At 65.3% G+C, this 15915-nt stretch carries 16 protein-coding genes; 12 read left to right on the top strand and 4 right to left on the bottom strand.

Annotated features, from left to right (window positions below):
• Window positions 1–32: 32 nt before the first annotated feature.
• Together CCK91_RS00640 and CCK91_RS00635 are read right to left on the bottom strand one after the other, a co-directional pair.
• Window positions 33–1136 carry a hypothetical protein gene (locus tag CCK91_RS00640; protein ID WP_207568156.1) on the bottom strand — a complete coding sequence of 368 codons (1104 nt, stop codon included), beginning with the start codon at window positions 1134–1136 and terminating at the stop codon, window positions 33–35.
• Window positions 1133–2440 carry a heparan-alpha-glucosaminide N-acetyltransferase domain-containing protein gene (locus CCK91_RS00635; protein WP_165766951.1) on the bottom strand — a complete coding sequence of 436 codons (1308 nt, stop codon included), beginning with the start codon at window positions 2438–2440 and terminating at the stop codon, window positions 1133–1135. The genes CCK91_RS00640 and CCK91_RS00635 overlap by 4 nt, the downstream gene beginning before the upstream one ends.
• 204 nt (window positions 2441–2644) lie before the next feature.
• On the opposite strand from CCK91_RS00635, the gene rpsF reads away from it, so the two are divergent.
• The 5 genes from rpsF to dnaB all read left to right on the top strand — a co-directional run bounded on the left by rpsF (window position 2645) and on the right by dnaB (window position 6322).
• Complete coding sequence (gene rpsF / locus CCK91_RS00630; protein WP_194718777.1) at window positions 2645–3052, top strand: 30S ribosomal protein S6; 408 nt, start codon at window positions 2645–2647, stop codon at window positions 3050–3052.
• Between the two features lie 5 nt (window positions 3053–3057).
• Window positions 3058–3579: a single-stranded DNA-binding protein gene (locus tag CCK91_RS00625; protein ID WP_064295656.1), complete on the top strand. Its 522-nt coding sequence runs from the start codon at window positions 3058–3060 to the stop codon at window positions 3577–3579.
• A 65-nt stretch (window positions 3580–3644) separates the two neighbouring features.
• The gene (gene rpsR, locus CCK91_RS00620; protein ID WP_056010351.1) at window positions 3645–3908 is read left to right on the top strand and encodes a 30S ribosomal protein S18; all 264 of its coding nucleotides are present in this window, start codon (window positions 3645–3647) and stop codon (window positions 3906–3908) included.
• A gap of 12 nt (window positions 3909–3920) precedes the next feature.
• Window positions 3921–4373: a 50S ribosomal protein L9 gene (gene rplI, locus CCK91_RS00615; protein ID WP_086472424.1), complete on the top strand. Its 453-nt coding sequence runs from the start codon at window positions 3921–3923 to the stop codon at window positions 4371–4373.
• 569 nt (window positions 4374–4942) lie between these two features.
• The gene (dnaB, locus tag CCK91_RS00610; protein ID WP_071262068.1) at window positions 4943–6322 is read left to right on the top strand and encodes a replicative DNA helicase; all 1380 of its coding nucleotides are present in this window, start codon (window positions 4943–4945) and stop codon (window positions 6320–6322) included.
• A 194-nt stretch (window positions 6323–6516) separates the two neighbouring features.
• Here the strand turns inward: dnaB and CCK91_RS00605 are convergent, their stop codons facing one another.
• Window positions 6517–6768: a hypothetical protein gene (locus CCK91_RS00605; RefSeq protein WP_086472423.1), complete on the bottom strand. Its 252-nt coding sequence runs from the start codon at window positions 6766–6768 to the stop codon at window positions 6517–6519.
• 240 nt (window positions 6769–7008) lie between these two features.
• Window positions 7009–8052 (bottom strand): hypothetical protein, encoded by a 1044-nt coding sequence (locus CCK91_RS00600; protein WP_086472422.1) that lies wholly within the window; start codon window positions 8050–8052, stop codon window positions 7009–7011.
• Between the two features lie 412 nt (window positions 8053–8464).
• Between CCK91_RS00600 and CCK91_RS19530 the strand changes: the two genes are divergently transcribed.
• From CCK91_RS19530 to CCK91_RS00565, 7 genes are all read left to right on the top strand, one after another.
• On the top strand, window positions 8465–9373 hold the full coding sequence (locus CCK91_RS19530; protein WP_165766950.1) for a hypothetical protein: 909 nt from the start codon (window positions 8465–8467) through the stop codon (window positions 9371–9373).
• Window positions 9370–11511 carry a DDE-type integrase/transposase/recombinase gene (locus CCK91_RS00590; protein WP_165766949.1) on the top strand — a complete coding sequence of 714 codons (2142 nt, stop codon included), beginning with the start codon at window positions 9370–9372 and terminating at the stop codon, window positions 11509–11511. Before CCK91_RS19530 ends, CCK91_RS00590 begins: the two co-directional genes overlap by 4 nt.
• Before the next feature lie 8 nt (window positions 11512–11519).
• Window positions 11520–12635 (top strand): ATP-binding protein, encoded by a 1116-nt coding sequence (locus tag CCK91_RS00585; protein ID WP_165766948.1) that lies wholly within the window; start codon window positions 11520–11522, stop codon window positions 12633–12635.
• Complete coding sequence (locus tag CCK91_RS00580; protein ID WP_086472418.1) at window positions 12632–14638, top strand: TniQ family protein; 2007 nt, start codon at window positions 12632–12634, stop codon at window positions 14636–14638. The genes CCK91_RS00585 and CCK91_RS00580 overlap by 4 nt, the downstream gene beginning before the upstream one ends.
• Before the next feature lie 77 nt (window positions 14639–14715).
• Window positions 14716–15231, top strand: a complete 516-nt coding sequence (locus CCK91_RS00575) for a hypothetical protein (RefSeq protein WP_086472417.1) — start codon at window positions 14716–14718, stop codon at window positions 15229–15231.
• Window positions 15232–15239: 8 nt separating this feature from the next.
• Window positions 15240–15611 carry a hypothetical protein gene (locus CCK91_RS00570; protein ID WP_086472416.1) on the top strand — a complete coding sequence of 124 codons (372 nt, stop codon included), beginning with the start codon at window positions 15240–15242 and terminating at the stop codon, window positions 15609–15611.
• Window positions 15612–15645: 34 nt separating this feature from the next.
• Window positions 15646–15912 (top strand): hypothetical protein, encoded by a 267-nt coding sequence (locus tag CCK91_RS00565; RefSeq protein WP_086472415.1) that lies wholly within the window; start codon window positions 15646–15648, stop codon window positions 15910–15912.
• Window positions 15913–15915: the final 3 nt, after the last annotated feature.

Genomic DNA, 15915 nt, shown 5'->3' with positions numbered 1-15915 from the left:
TCCGAAGTGACAGTTCGCGAGCTGGGACGGGCTCAGCCGCCGGTGATCGCCCGGACCGCGTCGCCGATGATGAGGTACCACCCGTAGACGGCGAGGGCGAGCCCGATCACCCACCACCATCCTGTCCGGCGGGACAGGCGTCTGCCCTGCCCGGCCACGCCTCGTGGCGGACGGATCAGCGGGAACGATCCCGGCATCGTCACTGCGTCGACCGGTTCCAGGCGGCGATCCCGCCAGCGCTCCCACTGCGCGATGCGCTCGCCCAGGATGTCGACGACCGACATCAGCCACGTCCACACCTCGGGGTCGAGGGTCGAGAGGTCCTTGGGTGAGTAGAGGAACAGATGGTCGTCGACGATCTCGACATCGAGCTCGGCGACGGTGTCGATGAACCTCGCCATGATGTCGGGCGTGAAGAGGTAGAGGGCGTCGGTCTCGTACCCGCGCGGGCAGTACAGCTCGAAGTGGCGGTCGAAGTCGCCTTCGAGCGACAGCCGCTGGTCCTTGGCGTAGGTGACGGGCAGACGGGGGTGCAGGAGCGAGTTGTTGCCGACGGCGTCCAAGACGATGTGGGGGAGCGCCACCGGCAGCCGGAGGGCCACGTAGCCCCAGCGGTGCTCCTTGCGGTTCCGTCCCGAACCGATGGTCGTGCGAAGGTTCCCGACGGACAACGGCGACCGGCCGCCCCGCCACAGCAGGTCCCTGACCACGCTCGTCCCGCCCATCGTGAAGATCAGGCCGGGCAACGCCACCGGTATGGCGAACGGACGGTAGCTCAGGCCGTTCGCCCGCGCGAACCGGTCCAGCCGGAACTGGCGGACGCCGCTGCGTCGTCGGACCGTGCGCACCAGCAGGACGAGCATGCCGACGGGTAGCGCGAGGTAGGGCAGGAGGATCAGGGCCGACCAGTCCCAGGGCTCGGCCGGGATCGAGCCGTCTTCGAGCACGAACCACCAGGCGGAGAGGAAGCCGATCGGCAGCACCGCCAGCACGACGGCGGGCCAGATCGCCGCCATGAGTGGTGGACGGACTTCGCCCGGGAGGCCCCTGCGGTACTCGCGGAGCGCGCGTCGGTCGATCCGTTCGGTGAGCGCTCGCGGGTCCGGCGTCGTGGTTCGAGTCGTCGGTGCGGTCATCGCCCGTCGGGTGTTCCGTGGGGTACGGGCGCGGGCATCATCGCCGTGGGCGTCCGACCAGGGCGGTTCGCGGCGACGGTGAGTGCCCGGCCGGCCGCATGGACCAGTGTCTCGAGCGGTCCGCGACGCTTGGTGAGGGCGATGATCCAGCCGAGGAGGAGCGCGCCGGCGACGTGGACGAGCCAGAGCTGCGGGCTGGAGATGAGCCACGCCGTGTCCGCATACGTCCCGGCGATCGCGGCGATCAAGGCGCCCACCGACGCCATGAAGACGTGCGCCGAGTAGACGGTGAGCGGGGCGGCCCCGGCCCCGGTCGCCGGCAGGAGTGCGAGCGACCAGCCGCGGTTCAGGACGGTGCCGAGCGCCAGGCACAGGCCGATGACGACCGCCGCGATCCCGATCGTGAAGACGAGGTCGAGCGTGGTGCCCGAGTGCGGGGCACGGGCGACGAGCCACCAGAAGGACTCCGTGGGGCTCGTGCCGTACATCCCTTCGGCGAGGGTGTCCTCCGCGGCGGTGATGGTCGTCGGATCGGGCTCGAGACCGCCGGTCCAGGCGCGCGCGATGCCCTGCACGCCGCCGACGGGACCGAGGAGGAGGGCGGCGAGGCGATCCGCGGCGATGGCGACGACGAGTCCGATCGCCGCGAGCCGGAGTGCGAACCGCCGCAGGGTCCCGTTCGCCCGCGCATCCATGAGCAGCCGGCCGACGGCCATCCCGACGAGGACGTAGACGATCCAGGTGAGCGCCGGGTACACCCCGGTGAGGAGCAGCCCGCGGGCGAACCCGCCGCCCGAGACGTCGAACCAGGACGCACTGCCGATCTCGGGGGAGTCGACGCCACTGAGCGGCACCCGGAGCGCCTGCGAGCAGATCGGCCAGACCACCGCCCAGACGGCCGCGGCGATCAACAGTGTGCGTGGACGCCACGTCACGGCCGGGATCGCGAGCCAGAAGGTCACGCCGTAATACGCGATGATCACATAGATGCCGCCGGGCAGGACGCCGAGGGTGAGGCCGAGGACGAGCAGGGCGAAGCCGCGTCCGAAGAGGTTGAGGCGCGCTGCTGCGGGAGAGCCGGCGGCGAGGTCGCGGCGGCTGGTGAGGACGATCCCGATCCCGGCCAGCACGGCGAACAGGGCTGCGGCCTTGCCGGACAACACCTCCGTGATCGGCGTGTGTCCACCGGTCGCGATGTCGAACGCCCAGACGTGCGTGGCCATCATGCCGATGAGCGCGAGGAACCGCGCGAGGTCGAGACCGATCAGTCGGTCGGCGCGCTGTCGGCTGGCTGGGCTGCTCATCGCGTCCAGCATCCCACGCGTGGCGGCTCCGCGACAGGCCCGCGGTGGCGGTACGGGCTCCCGTCCGGTACGCTGTGAAGGTTGCCCGGGTGCGTCCGCTCTGTTCTCGCCCGATCGCAACGATGCTTACACCCTCCTGCCACAGAAAGTCTGTGGCCGTTCGAGTCCGAAGGAGGTGGGTTAGTGACGCATCAGTACGAACTCATGGTCATCCTCGACCCCGAGATTGACGAGCGCACGGTTGCACCGAGCCTCGACAAGTTCCTCAACGTCATCCGCAACGATGGTGGAACCATCGACAAGGTCGACATCTGGGGCCGTCGTCGTCTCGCTTACGAGATCAACAAGAAGACCGAAGGCATCTACGCCGTCGTGGACTTCACTGCATCGAGCGCTGCCACGCAGGAGCTCGACCGTCAGCTGAAGCTCTCCGAGGCCGTCATGCGCACCAAGGTGCTGCGTGCCGAAGAGGCCATCGCTCAGGTCGCCACCGAGACGAAGCGCAGCGAAGAGAAGGCCGCCCGCAAGGCTGCCGCCAAGCCCGCTGCTGCTGTCGCCGCGGCTCCCAAGGCAGACGCGGCTCCGGCTGCGGCTGAGACCAAGGAAGCCTAGGGCTCATGGCCGGCGAGACCGTCATCACCGTGGTGGGCAACCTGACCAGCGATCCGGAACTGCGTTTCACGCAGAACGGCCTGGCTGTCGCCAACTTCACCATCGCTTCCACGCCGCGCAACTTCGATCGCGCGACGAACGAATGGAAGGACGGCGAAGCGCTGTTCCTGCGCGCGAGCGTCTGGCGTGAATTCGCCGAGCACGTGGCCGGATCGCTCACCAAGGGAAGCCGCGTCATCGCGACCGGGCGTCTCAAGCAGCGTTCCTACGAGACGAAGGAAGGCGAGAAGCGGACTTCGATGGAACTCGAAGTCGACGAGATCGGCCCTTCGCTCCGGTACGCGACCGCGACCATCAGCCGTGCACCCTCGGGTGGCGGCGGCGGTGGTCAGCAGCGCGGCGGCGGAGCTCCGCAGGTGCAGCAGAACGAGCCCTGGGCTCAGAGCGCACCCGCAGCTTCCGGCGGCAACGGCGGTGCAGATGCCTGGAACACTCCGGGCAGCTACAGCGACGAGACCCCCTTCTAAACAGATTCGATCGGTCCGGTTCTGCCGGCTAGCCGATCACTCCATTCACACGCAAAGGAACAACCATGGCTGGAAAGTCGAGCGGCGACCGCCGCAAGCCTGCCCGCGGTGCTAAGGGCGGCAAGAACGTCGCTCCCGCGAAGGCGATCCGCGTTGGTGTCATCGATTACAAGGATGTCGCCACGCTTCGCAAGTTCATCTCCGAGCGGGGAAAGATCCGCGCTCGTCGTATCACCGGTGTCAACGTCCAGGAGCAGCGACTCATCGCACGTGCGGTCAAGAACGCACGCGAGATGGCGCTCCTGCCCTACGCCGGCTCTGGCCGCTAGGAGGCGCCGCACATGTCGAAAGTGATTCTGACGCACGAGGTCTCCGGCCTCGGCTCCGCTGGTGACGTCGTCGACGTCAAGAACGGCTACGCTCGCAACTTCCTCGTTCCCCAGGGTTTCGCGACCCCGTGGACCCGCGGTGGCGAGAAGCAGGTCGAGCAGATCAAGTCGGCCCGCGCTGCGCGCGAGCACGCCACGATCGAAGAGGCCCAGGACCTGAAGGCTCGCCTCCAGGCCACCAAGGTCAAGCTCACGGTCAAGACGGGCGGCGAAGGCCGTCTGTTCGGTTCCGTGAAGCCTGCCGACATCGCGAAGGCCGTGGCGGAAGCCGGGCTGGGCGAGGTCGACAAGCGCAAGATCGAGATCCACACCCCGATCAAGTACGTCGGCGAGCACGAGACCACCATCAGCCTCCGCGACGAGATCGTCGCCACGATCACCCTTCAGGTGGTCGCGGCCAAGTAGTACCCGCCGTGCGGTGTCGGACCTTCGGGTCCGGCGCCTCATGCACGTCGTGATGAGCGCGATGGCGGTGGACCGAGAGGCCTGCCGCCATCGCGTTTTTCTGTGCCCAGAACGGGGGCGACGCGTCGCCCCGACACCTGTGTGCTACACCCGTTTCGCCCTCTGCGTCAAGCAAGTTGTACACAGGTGACCCCCGTTCTCCCCAACGTTCGACACAGGATCGAAAGAACTTTCCACACACAGCCTGTGGAATCAGAATCTCCTGATCAGGGGCGTATTGCGTGGCAGAAAAACTTCTCTCTCCACAGGGTTTCCCACAGCTTGTGCACACGACACGCGGCGTTTCCCCCGATCTCTCCACAGAGTTATCCACAGGCAGAGTTGGTTGTGGAGACGAGTGGCCCTATCGTGAGTCATCGGCGTCTCGGAACAGCCGGGCGAGCAGGCTGAGCAGCCCTCGTCCGTAGCCCTCGAGCGTCCCGCAGGGCCCGCGCGTGTCGCATGCTCCTGCTACACCTGAGTCGTCACCACCCGCACCACCCGAGTCCACATCGAGAAGGGATGTCCACTTGTCGATCGCTCACCTGGGCCGCTCCGAAGGCGGCGGTTCGTACGACGAGCCGCGCGGCAACGAGCGGGTCCCTCCGCACGACCTCCTCGCGGAGCAGAGTGCACTCGGCGGCATGCTGCTGTCGAAGGACGCGGTCGCCGACGTGGTCGAGACGCTCCGTGGCGTGGACTTCTACATCCCCAAGCACGAGGTCATCTACGACGCCCTGCTGACCCTGTACTCGCACGGTGAGCCGACCGATGTCATCACTGTCACCGACGAGCTCGTCAAGACGGGCGAGCTGTCGCGCGCGGGTGGCGCGGACTACCTCCACACGCTCACGAGCCTCGTGCCGACGGCGGCCAACGCCGGCTACTACGCCCGCATCGTCGCGGAGCGCGCACTGCTGCGTCGTCTCGTCGAGGCCGGCACCCGCATCGTGCAGATGGGCTACGCGGCCGAGGGCGAGGCCGTGGAGCTCGTCAACTCCGCTCAGGCCGAGATCTACGCGGTCTCCGGAAACCAGGAGGTCGAAGACTACGTCCCGCTGACCGACGCGGTGAGTGCGGCGATCGACGAGATCGAGGCCGCCAAGCACACCGACGGTTCCATGACCGGCGTGCCGACGGGCTTCCGCGAACTCGACGAACTCACGAACGGTCTGCACCCGGGTCAGCTCATCATCGTCGCCGCCCGACCCGCTATCGGTAAGTCCACGCTCGCGCTCGACTTCGCCCGTGCCGCTTCGGTCCACTACAACCAGCCGTCGATCTTCTTCTCGCTCGAGATGGGGCGCAGCGAGATCGCGATGCGCCTCATGAGCGCTGAGGCGTCGGTGCCGCTGCAGCTCATGCGTAAGGGCACCGTCGATTCGCAGGACTGGACGAAGATCGCGCAGGTGCGTGGACGCATCAACGACGCTCCGCTCTACATCGACGACAGCCCGAACATGACACTCGTCGAGATCCGTGCGAAGTGCCGTCGACTCAAGCAGCGCGTGGGCCTGAAGATGGTCGTCATCGACTATCTCCAGCTGCTGACGTCCGGTAAGCGTGTCGAGAGCCGTCAGCAGGAGGTCTCGGAGTTCTCCCGTGCGCTGAAGCTCATGGCGAAGGAGCTCCAGGTTCCGGTCATTGCGCTGTCGCAGCTGAACCGTGGTGCGGAGCAGCGTGCCGACAAGATGCCGGCGCTGTCCGACCTCCGTGAATCGGGCTCGATCGAGCAGGACGCCGACATGGTGGTGCTCCTGCACCGTGAGTCTGCCTACGAGAAGGACAGCCCGCGAGCGGGCGAGGCCGACCTCATCATCGCCAAGCACCGTAACGGACCGACGCGCACGATCACCGTCGGCTTCCACGGCCACTTCTCGCGCTTCGCCGACATGGCGCCGGGGATGTAGTGTGAACGCCCACGTAAAGTGTCGCTTTGCAATCTAAAGTGTCGCTTTCGGGTTGCAGCGACAAGTAGGTCTGCGAAACCCGCCGCTGACTGTGAGTCGCCGCGACAGGCGCCGACAGGCCGCTGGCCTCCATCTGCAGTCGGCAGGTGGGCTGCGTGCCATGAAGCCGCACGAGCCGCGCCGCCAAGGGAACATCAGCTGTCGTCTGGGGCGAACGGGCTGTCGTCGGCGTTGGGCTCCGCGGCTTCTGCCAACCACTCTCGGATGGTGGCCTCTGGCTGACTGACTGCAGCGGCCAGCTGCGAGACGGACACCCCGTTCTCGTGCGCCACACGGGCAAGGATGCTTCGCTTTCGAGCCCGCGTTTGCGTCAGCTCCTCGGAGCTGAGAACCACCTTGTCCGCATCGCGGACATCCTCGATGAAGCCTTCGTGCAGCAGTGACATGTCGGGTCATCCCTCTCTCTCGTTGCCGGCCCGCTGAGGGCATGGCAAACTGGCAGCAGGGACAAGCCTGGGTCTCGTTTGAGCGAACGTTACCTACCGTCTGCGAAGCATTTGTTGGATGCTTCCAAAGCGTCGAAGGACCGTGGTGAGCAGCCGCGGTATTCGTCGCGCCGTTTGACGGCACTGCATAGGCAGGTTAGCCCCGTTCGCGCAGGTCCGGCAACGACTATGATTCGGACATCAGTTGCCCGCCGCGTAGAGAAGCGCTGCCTGCCGAAGGCGCCGGATCGGACCGTGAGCGTCTGGTTCATGCGCGAGTTCGCTGGCAGTCAGCAGCGGATCCGTGCGGGCGGGGTTGCCCCAGGCCGCAGCGGTCAGCATCGCTTTCGGGTCGCGCATCTCGACCAGCTTCACAGTCGCGGTGCTCTCGGCGCACACGGTGTAGTTCCAGTCGGTCAGGTCGGTGGTCACATAGGTGCTCAGCATGACCAACGGCCTTGCTCGTGCTGGCTCGGTGAGACCGTATGCGGGCACCGCGGTCGCACCGGACTCCAGCCATTGCCCTGGAGGACACAACGGGTCGCCCAGGAGGCTGGCGGAGTTGAGGACTACGCTGACGTCCTTCTCTTGCGTCGCGCGACTGCGGGGGCTCTGCCAAGCCATGCGGGCTCCTCCCTGACCGGGATAGTCGCGGAGGTGCCAATCCCAGATGGCATCAAAGTCGGCGACGACCCAACCATCATCCGTTCGGAGCACTGAACCCGCGGGGAGCTTGCGTAGGAGGAAGCTGATGTAGGGCTGACTTACGTCGAGCTGATCCGCCAGCGAGAGTCTTGTGGGCGCGCCGATGTCGATTGAGGCGGCTTTGGACTTGCCCTGGCGGGTGGGACGGGATGTCGCCAGCATGATGCGAGCGAGAGCGAACAGGGCGTAGTTCGACCCTTTGGGTGCGCGGACTCCTCTCGGCAAGCGGGTCCCGTCAACACTGCACGATCGGTCCTGGATGGCCACATATGCGAAGGCGCCTGTCCGTGCCGTAGCGCGCAGCGCGGGTGTTTCTCGACGCACGATGAGCAGAAGCTCACGGCCAGACGGTGCTGCGTCGAGGTGCGCTTGGACGAGCGCATCCGGATGGTCGACGTGATCGAGGACGACCACTCGGTGCGGGACCGGCGGCCGCCGCGATCCGCGTCGCCTGAACGCGGTGAAGCCGCCGCCAAACGACTTCACCTCATACCCGTTGGCATGCAGGATGAAGAGCGCATCGCCGACGTCCAAGGCCATCGGACCACCATATAGACACTCGGCCGCAAGGAGTCAGACGTCTATACGGGAGTAGACCGATTTCGGGGGCGTGTGCGGACCGGCATGCGAGCGTATTTGCTCGTTAACGAGAATCGCGCTCCTGGCCGCGGCCGGTAGGCGGCTGGACCGAAGTGTCCATGGTGCAGGGCGACTCGCATCAGCCTTGTCAAGGTTCGGGTGCGGCTGGTTGGGTCAGACCCAAGCCTTCGACTGCGGCGCATCCGGGACCGTTTTCCCGTGAACGTCGACGCCAATGGAGGCGATTGTGTTGCGCGCTGACTCAGCTATAGGAGGAACCGATGCCAGAGTTTTTGATGATCAGGCCGCGGAAAACGCGGCCGGCCGGTGCATCTGAGGTGGTGCATGCCGTTGACCGGGCGGCACTGCGATCATGACTCCCGCCGACACATGGGAGAGCGCTGTGGCGCGCGGCCCCGCCGGCGGGGCCATGCCGGCGTATCTGCGCGCGGTGCTGGATGTCCGGGACAACCGGACCCGCGTCCTCAACGGCACACGCGTGCGCATCTCTCGACCCGTACGAGCCTCACGCCGCCTGACGCTTCCAGCCCGGAGGCCGGGCGACGAGGAACCGCGCGTGCTGCTCTCTCGTGATGGCAGCCAAGGGTACGAGCGCAAACTCTCCCAGCTCGGTGTGGAGGAACTGATCAACAGTCACCCGATGCGCACCTTCTCCCGCCGAAACGCGCAATCCAACAAGCCCGTCGCACAGTTCTCCCGCACGACCAACGACCTGGTGGGCTGCGAATCGCAACACGAGCGCCGTTTCGTGCTGCTCGCCGACTTCCTCACCAGTGCCGTCCACATCGCAGCCCAACCCTTCACGATCGACTTCCCAACCGGCAGTGAACTAACGTCGCACACCCCGGACTTCGCCGTCATCGGTGCCTTAGGGGCGATCGTCGTCATCGATGTGAAATGGCCGACTCGGGCACTGGATGCGGTCGCGGTTCGGCGTCACGAGATCGTGCGGAATGCGCTCAACTCAGCTGGGATCGCACACTTCGTGTGGACCGGTGTCGCCTCGGTTGTCACGGAGAACCTTGCGAACTTCGCTGCAGCGCGAGTGCCGGACGGGATGATGCTCGATCTCGCACCGAAGCTCCTCTCAACCCACCAACCGAGCACGCGGGTCCACGTGCTCCTCGAGCGAGCCAGTCACCTGCACGGCATCGACCCCAACGTCGGCCTGGTGGTGGTGCGGCGGATGCTGTGGGACCAGCAGTTCACCGTCGACCTCAACGTGCGCTTCTCCCCAGATTCGGAGCTAGACCGGCCATGAGCGACATCAGAGTAATTCGCCCCGGCATCGAGCTGAACTGGGACAGTCACCGAATGTTGATCTCCTCGGTCGGAGCTCACGTCGTCCTCACCCGTCTTGATGGGTCCCACCCGATCGAGGTGCCGATTGCCAACGTCGCGGCGTCCCTGCGCGGCAACGTCGCCCCGAGCGACCGGCCGTACTTGCGCGACGTGGATGAGCGGATGACCGATCGTGCGCGGGCGCGCCGGAAGGAGAAGCAGGACCTGCTGCACCTGCTCCTCACCGGGAAGCGGGCGGACCAGCCGGACAGTGACCCGCCGGCGCCGGCGTTGGATCCCGCACGAGTGCACATCAGCGTCCGTCGCCGACGGATCGCCGTGGAACGAGCCCAACATCCGAGGGGCGGAGGGTCAATGAAAGGACAGGCGGTACTCGTGAAGAGCGAAATGAAGTATCTGCAACGGCTTGAGGCGGAATGGCGGAGCAATCAAACTTTCGTCGACAAACGGTATCTGCGTCAGTCGACGTCCAAGGTGGACCCTGCTGTGCTCGACGCCCTGTACCTGTACCTCGAGGTGCAGGCCCGCCGCTCATCCGTGACGACGTTGGCACTTGTGCGCGGGTTCAAAGCCCACAGCGCCGCACAGTTCCCGCCGCTTGCGCTGCCGTCCGATTCGACGTTGTGGAACTACATCTCGAAGATCAGGCGAACGAACTCGCACCTCGGTGGAACCGCACGAAACCGGGTCTCGCAGATGAACGTCCCGACAGCTTCCTCCGTGCCGCGGTTGCCGACTCGGCCGGGTGAACTGGTGCTCGTGGACACCACCCGGGCAAACGTTTGGGTGAAGGACCCGCGCGTGGGGAAGGCATACCGACTCGATGTGACCCTCGCCATCGATCTCGCTACCCGGTGCATCGTCGGACTCGCAGTCACTCACACCACCACACAGTTCGCGATCGGTTTGTGCTTGGCGGATGTGCTCCGTCCCAAGACATCACCCCTGGCCTCTGAGTGGGCCGCTCTTGACGAGACTTTCGATCAACCTTTCATCGGCCGACCCGATGCTTTCATCTCGTTTCACTCGGCCGCGTTCCACCCTGAGGGCGTAGTGGTCGACAACGGCAAACCATATGTCACCGACTATGTAGCCAACCAAATGGCGCGCCTAGGGATCAGCTACGAACCACAACGCTCCTACAACCCGACCGACAAAGCGCAAGTGGAACGTGTCTTCCGCACGATCAAGGACATGTTCGAATCGCAGATGCCGGGATTCACGGGCGGATCCGTCCACGAACGGGGCGAGCGCCCAGAGGCTGAAGACCTGATGACCGCCGGCGAATACGAACGTCGGCTGCGGCAGTGCATCGACCTCTACAATCACAAGGATCACGACGGGCTTGTGCTCCCCGAAGACCCTTTCGCGAGGCTCAGCCCATACATGATGTACGGAATCTTGATGGCGAAGATTGGTGCGATCCCGGACCTCGAGTACAACTTCGACTGGGTTCGGTTCCTCCCGTCGACGCTCGTCGCCGCAGACACGACCCGACTGCGCGCTTGCCGGCTGAACTTCAAGAGTCCCGTCCTGAAAGAGCTCCAATCAGATCCATCTGTCGTGGCCACCGGCAAGATCCGCGTCTACTACGACCCGTTCGACCTTCGTATTGCGTGGTGCTTCGACAGCGAAGGTGGCCTCCACCCACTCCGGTGGTCGTACCTGCGCGAGGACACACCACGCTTCGGCGAGTTCCACACGAACTGGGCGGTGAAACTCCTCGCTCGGAAGCGGGTGAGTGCGCACGACATCGAACGGATCCTTCTCGGAATCTTCGCCGGTCAATACGACGGCACGGCCGAGCCGAGCCGACTCGGTCTGCTCGCCGACGATCTCATGGAAGCCGGCGCTGCCGCACTTGCCGCCGGCCTGCGCGACGACCCAGCGGGCGCAGGCGACGAAGACCCGAGCTCCAGCACCGCATACACACCGCCCACCAGCGCGCCGCAACCGAGGCGGCAGCGGCCACGACACGCAGGCCCGGACCCGGAACCGGACGAAAGATCCACCGGCGCTGCGATCGTCCCCGACGATGACGACCCTGAACCGCGGCCCAGACAACCGCTTCGCCCCTACGACCCGGACAGATGGTAGCCATGACAATGAATACAACCCGCCACGTCGACGCGGCGGACGCGAACCCGATCCTGCTGCTCACCGACGTCGACCGAGCATGGATCAGCGAGGTCCTCGCCATCGACATCGCGGAACCTCGTCCGGTTACTGCCGAGCAACTGGCTGCAATGACTGATCGTGAGCGTTCATGGTTCAACCTCGCCCGAACCAACTACCTCCGGCGGGTTCCGCTGCTTGATACCCCAGTGGTGACCACCGTCATGGAGGCTCTTCGGCAGCACGCGAAGTCCTCCATCAGGTCAGACATGCACCAACAAGACGTCGTCATCCTCGATGGGGAACCAGGCGTGGGGAAGACCATGATGCTGAAAACACACGCCGCTGAAGAAATGAAGCGGCTGGCGTTTCAGCGGAGCCTGGAACTCGAACACGGCACGGCGGAGCCGCTCTGGACGTTCCGCCCGGTGCTCTACGCCCACCTCCAGGGCCCGATGACGCGGAACGAGGTCGTGCGGCTGCTGTGCGATCAGCTGAACTGGCCAAGCGACACGAACCCGCTGCCAGCGTTCGAACGAGCGATTAAGCAGTGCGGGGTGCAGCTGATCATCATCGACGAGATTCAGCACGTCAACTTCGGCGGAGCCACCGGTCGACACGTCCACAACATCATCCGGTGGATGTCCAATGCGGGCCTACGAGTCATCCTCGGCGGCACAGACGTCAACACGGTGCTGAACAGTGGCGGACCCGCAGCGGTCGAGGTCGCTGCCCGCAACTCGCGAGGCCGATGGGTGCGCATCGACGTGCCGAAGCTGAGTATGCGCAACAGCCGTGAACACGAACAATGGCTCGACCTGGTCTACGCGTTCGAGGTACGACTTCGTCTGGTCTCCGCACCGACAACCGACGGCTGGTTCGCAGACAGCTTCGGCGTCTACGCCTGGGTGCGCACGCTCGGGTACCTCAACTCGTTGATTCTGCTCATGAGTCGTGCCGCCACTGCCGCCATCGAGAGCGGTACGGAGACCATCGACCGGGCACTGCTCGACAGCATTCCCCTGCAATACGAAGTCGAGCGAGGACGCGAACGACGTGTTGCGATGTTCGACGACGGCACCTACCCCATCATGGATCCCGAATGACGGTGAAGCTCGAGACCCCGGTACGACTAGGGGTGCCGCTTGAGCTGTATCCCGGCGAATGGCTACACAGTGCGATCAGCAGATGGTCGTGGGACGTCTTCGGTGTCTCGCGGGCCGCGTTGCTCGACGCATTCGGGCTGGGATCGGTCGCACTCTGGACCGTGGAGTCGCTCGGGACCTGGCTCCCAACTGACCTCGCAGCGAGCATCTCCGAGGCAACGGGCATCGAGATCCCCCGCCTCCGCGACGCCACGATGGAGACGCTCGACAATGTGTTACTCGTCTTAGCCCCAGGAACTGACGGCGACCGGTCGGCAGTGGTCTCCAAACGAGGCCCCTGGTCCTGGCAAGCTCGAACACGCTACTGTCCCGATTGCTTGCGTCACCATCCAGGGGTATTCAAGGTCGAGTGGCGAAGCCCGTGGGTGTTCGCTTGCACCACCCACCGCAGAGTGCTCCTGGACGCATGTCCGACCTGCCAGCGCGACGTTGCCGAGATGCGCGGCCGGAACACTGACCCGTTCGACCCCGCCACCTGCCGTGCCAATATCGGCCCGAAAGACGCCACGAGAAAGACATGGTGCAGGGCGCCGCTCGAAGATTCCTGGGAGCACTTTCGGCTTGCCCCGGACTCCGCCCCGATGCGCGCCCAGGAGCGGATCCTCTACAGCTCCCTCCACACCGACCGCGACTTCATCCCAACGCTGCAGTCCGCAGCGACAGCGCTGCGTGGCGCGGGACTGTACGACGACATCGCCCGGCTCAGTGGAATCGACGCCGGCGAACTCGTGGGCCTCTTCGACGAGGAAAAGCACATCGGTATCAGCGCCCCGAACAGCGCCTACGCGATGGCCGCACTTGTCGGCGCCGCCTACGCGCTGACCACCGGCGATGAGCACTCCATGCGAGACCTCATCCGCCAAGCCACCTTCGCACGCCCACCCGCACACGTCCCCCGAGGCATGGGGTACGGACCGGGGAGCCCCGCCGAGCTCCTCACCCGTTGGCCGCATGCCCCGCAGGCCTTCCGCGCTCAGATCCTGCGCGCGCTCGATCAAGACCTCACAATCACGCAGCGGGTCTTGTTCGATACTGCGGTCCACCCCGACACGCGTGCTCAGCACGGGGACCCGTATGGGTTCGCCCTGAGGCGCGAGCTGTTGACTCCGGAGCAGCTCTGGCCGGCATGGTGCAGCCGGTTCGACGTCGATGGCAACGTCGAATCCGAGACACTCGCCGCGGCGCTCGCGACCGTAGTGCGCGGCGTAGGAATGGAAGGGGAGATCCGGCATGAGTCCGAAGCGCAGCTCGCTGCAGTCCTGCGACACAATATGCTCGGCACCCCGGGACAGATCGATCGTCTCCTGGCCGGTGTCAGCGAGCTCGCCCACACGATCGACACGAGCCGTTCATGGATCAACTACCGACACAGGAGTGAGCTGCCAGCCGACGAGCTACTGGTGCGGGAGCACTGGGAGATCCTCGCAGACAGCATCGGACTGGACCCCGGAGCAGAGCGACGCCACCGCAACGCCCGCCGCTACCTGTGGCAACGCCTCACCGCCACCGGGACCGGCTCCTTACCCGAGCCCCTGAAGCTCGGTCGCGCCCGTGACGACTCTCCCCAGTACACAGCCTTCCGCACCCGCATGACCGCAGAACTACAGACCTCGCTCGACAGCTACGCCAAAGCCTTCCTCCTCGCGCACGGCGACTGGTACCCAATCACCTGGACACCTGATGTCAGCGTCGACCTCGATTGGCCAGGCCCGGAGATCACCGCGTTGGACATGAACCTGCTGCACACCATGCTGCGCGACGGCATCTACACTCACCGAACTCTCGCCGAGGCCCTCGGAGTGTCGACCCGTCGCGTGGCCAGAGCGATCGACGTTGTCCCGCCCTCGTGTGGACAAAGCGTCATGGACGTTGACTGGCAGCAGTTGCTCCCGCTTACTGCCCTCAACCAACACGAGCCTGGCTACTCATCGGTGTGGGGATGAGCGCTCACCAACAGCATTCGATTTGCCGCTAGCAGCGACACTGACCGCGGCCTGCAGCACCGCTGAACGGACACACGATGACCACTGAACCCGAGTCTGGACGCGACGAGCCGTCCCCTGAAACCGTCGCGTTCCTGATCGAATCGGGCGCGTTTACCGAAGAGTCCTGGGCTCGAGTGGTCGCGGCTGTCGCGCGCGGCGACCTCGCCGCTCGTGAACGGAAGTCCGCACAGCGCGCGCTCGAGTCGACGATCACCCCCGCCATGGCCAGCGCTCGGCTCGGAGTGGATGCCGCCGAAGTCGAACGGATGCGCAGCACTGGCAACCTGTATGCCTTCTGCTCGGAAGGGCGGTGGCGGTACCCGTATTGGCAGTTCACTGGGGACAGGCGGCAGCCTCTGCTGCCTCACCTCGCATTTCTTATCGCATCGATTCCGGTCGACATGCACCCGGCGACGGTGCTTGGCTTCATGGAAACTCCGCAGCGAAGCGCTCGCATCGACGGCAAACGGGTGACACCCGGCGAGTGGCTGCTCAGCGGCGGGGACCCGCAGGTACTGCGAGACATCTTCGACGCATTCTTGATGAACTAGAGACATTCATGGTGCTCGCGCTCAACGAGTTCGAGCGCATCGGCGTCAGCGATATCAACCGCAATTGCACCGGCCAGATCGAAGGCGCGGGACTCACATCCTCCCACTACATCAACGGTGGCTGCGGAGCCGTCGACTTCTACTCGCTCGGAGGAACGTCCATCACCGGCGCGGACTGTCCCTCGATCCGGCTTATCAGCCTGCTCGATCCGATCGTGCCGAAGGGTGCACGCATCGGGCAGGAAGACTGCCGTGCGGACGCTGGAACGATGATCGCCACTCAGAACATCTCGCAGATATATGACTCGTGCAGTCACCTGCACGTCGACGTCGCATACACGAACGGAAAGCCGCTGCTACGTGGCGGGCAGGCCGGTTGACGCCTAGGTGTCAACCGCTCGAGGAAGGACCACTATGTACTACCCGCTCAGCATCCCCAACCCGCCACCGACCCCGCCACCGATCCCGTTCCTCGTGGACGCGCACTGGTCCTTCTTCTGGGTGACCATCGCCGGGATCGTGGTGACGGCAATGGCTGTCGCGGTGCTGATCTACGGCAGTCGCAGCAACCGGCCGGACGTCGCCACCTTCGGTATCCGGGTGGCGCTCATCGCCGTGTTCGTGTCGCTCGCGACCGGCGTCATTTCGGGACTGTTCCCAGAATCGTTGCAGACACCATAGAAC

This window comes from Plantibacter elymi (nom. nud.), from assembly GCF_900177795.1.
GTDB classification, from domain to species: Bacteria; Actinomycetota; Actinomycetes; order Actinomycetales; family Microbacteriaceae; genus Plantibacter; species Plantibacter elymi.
Note: the sequence above shows the minus strand (reverse complement) of the source record. Positions and strands in the feature narration are given on the sequence as shown.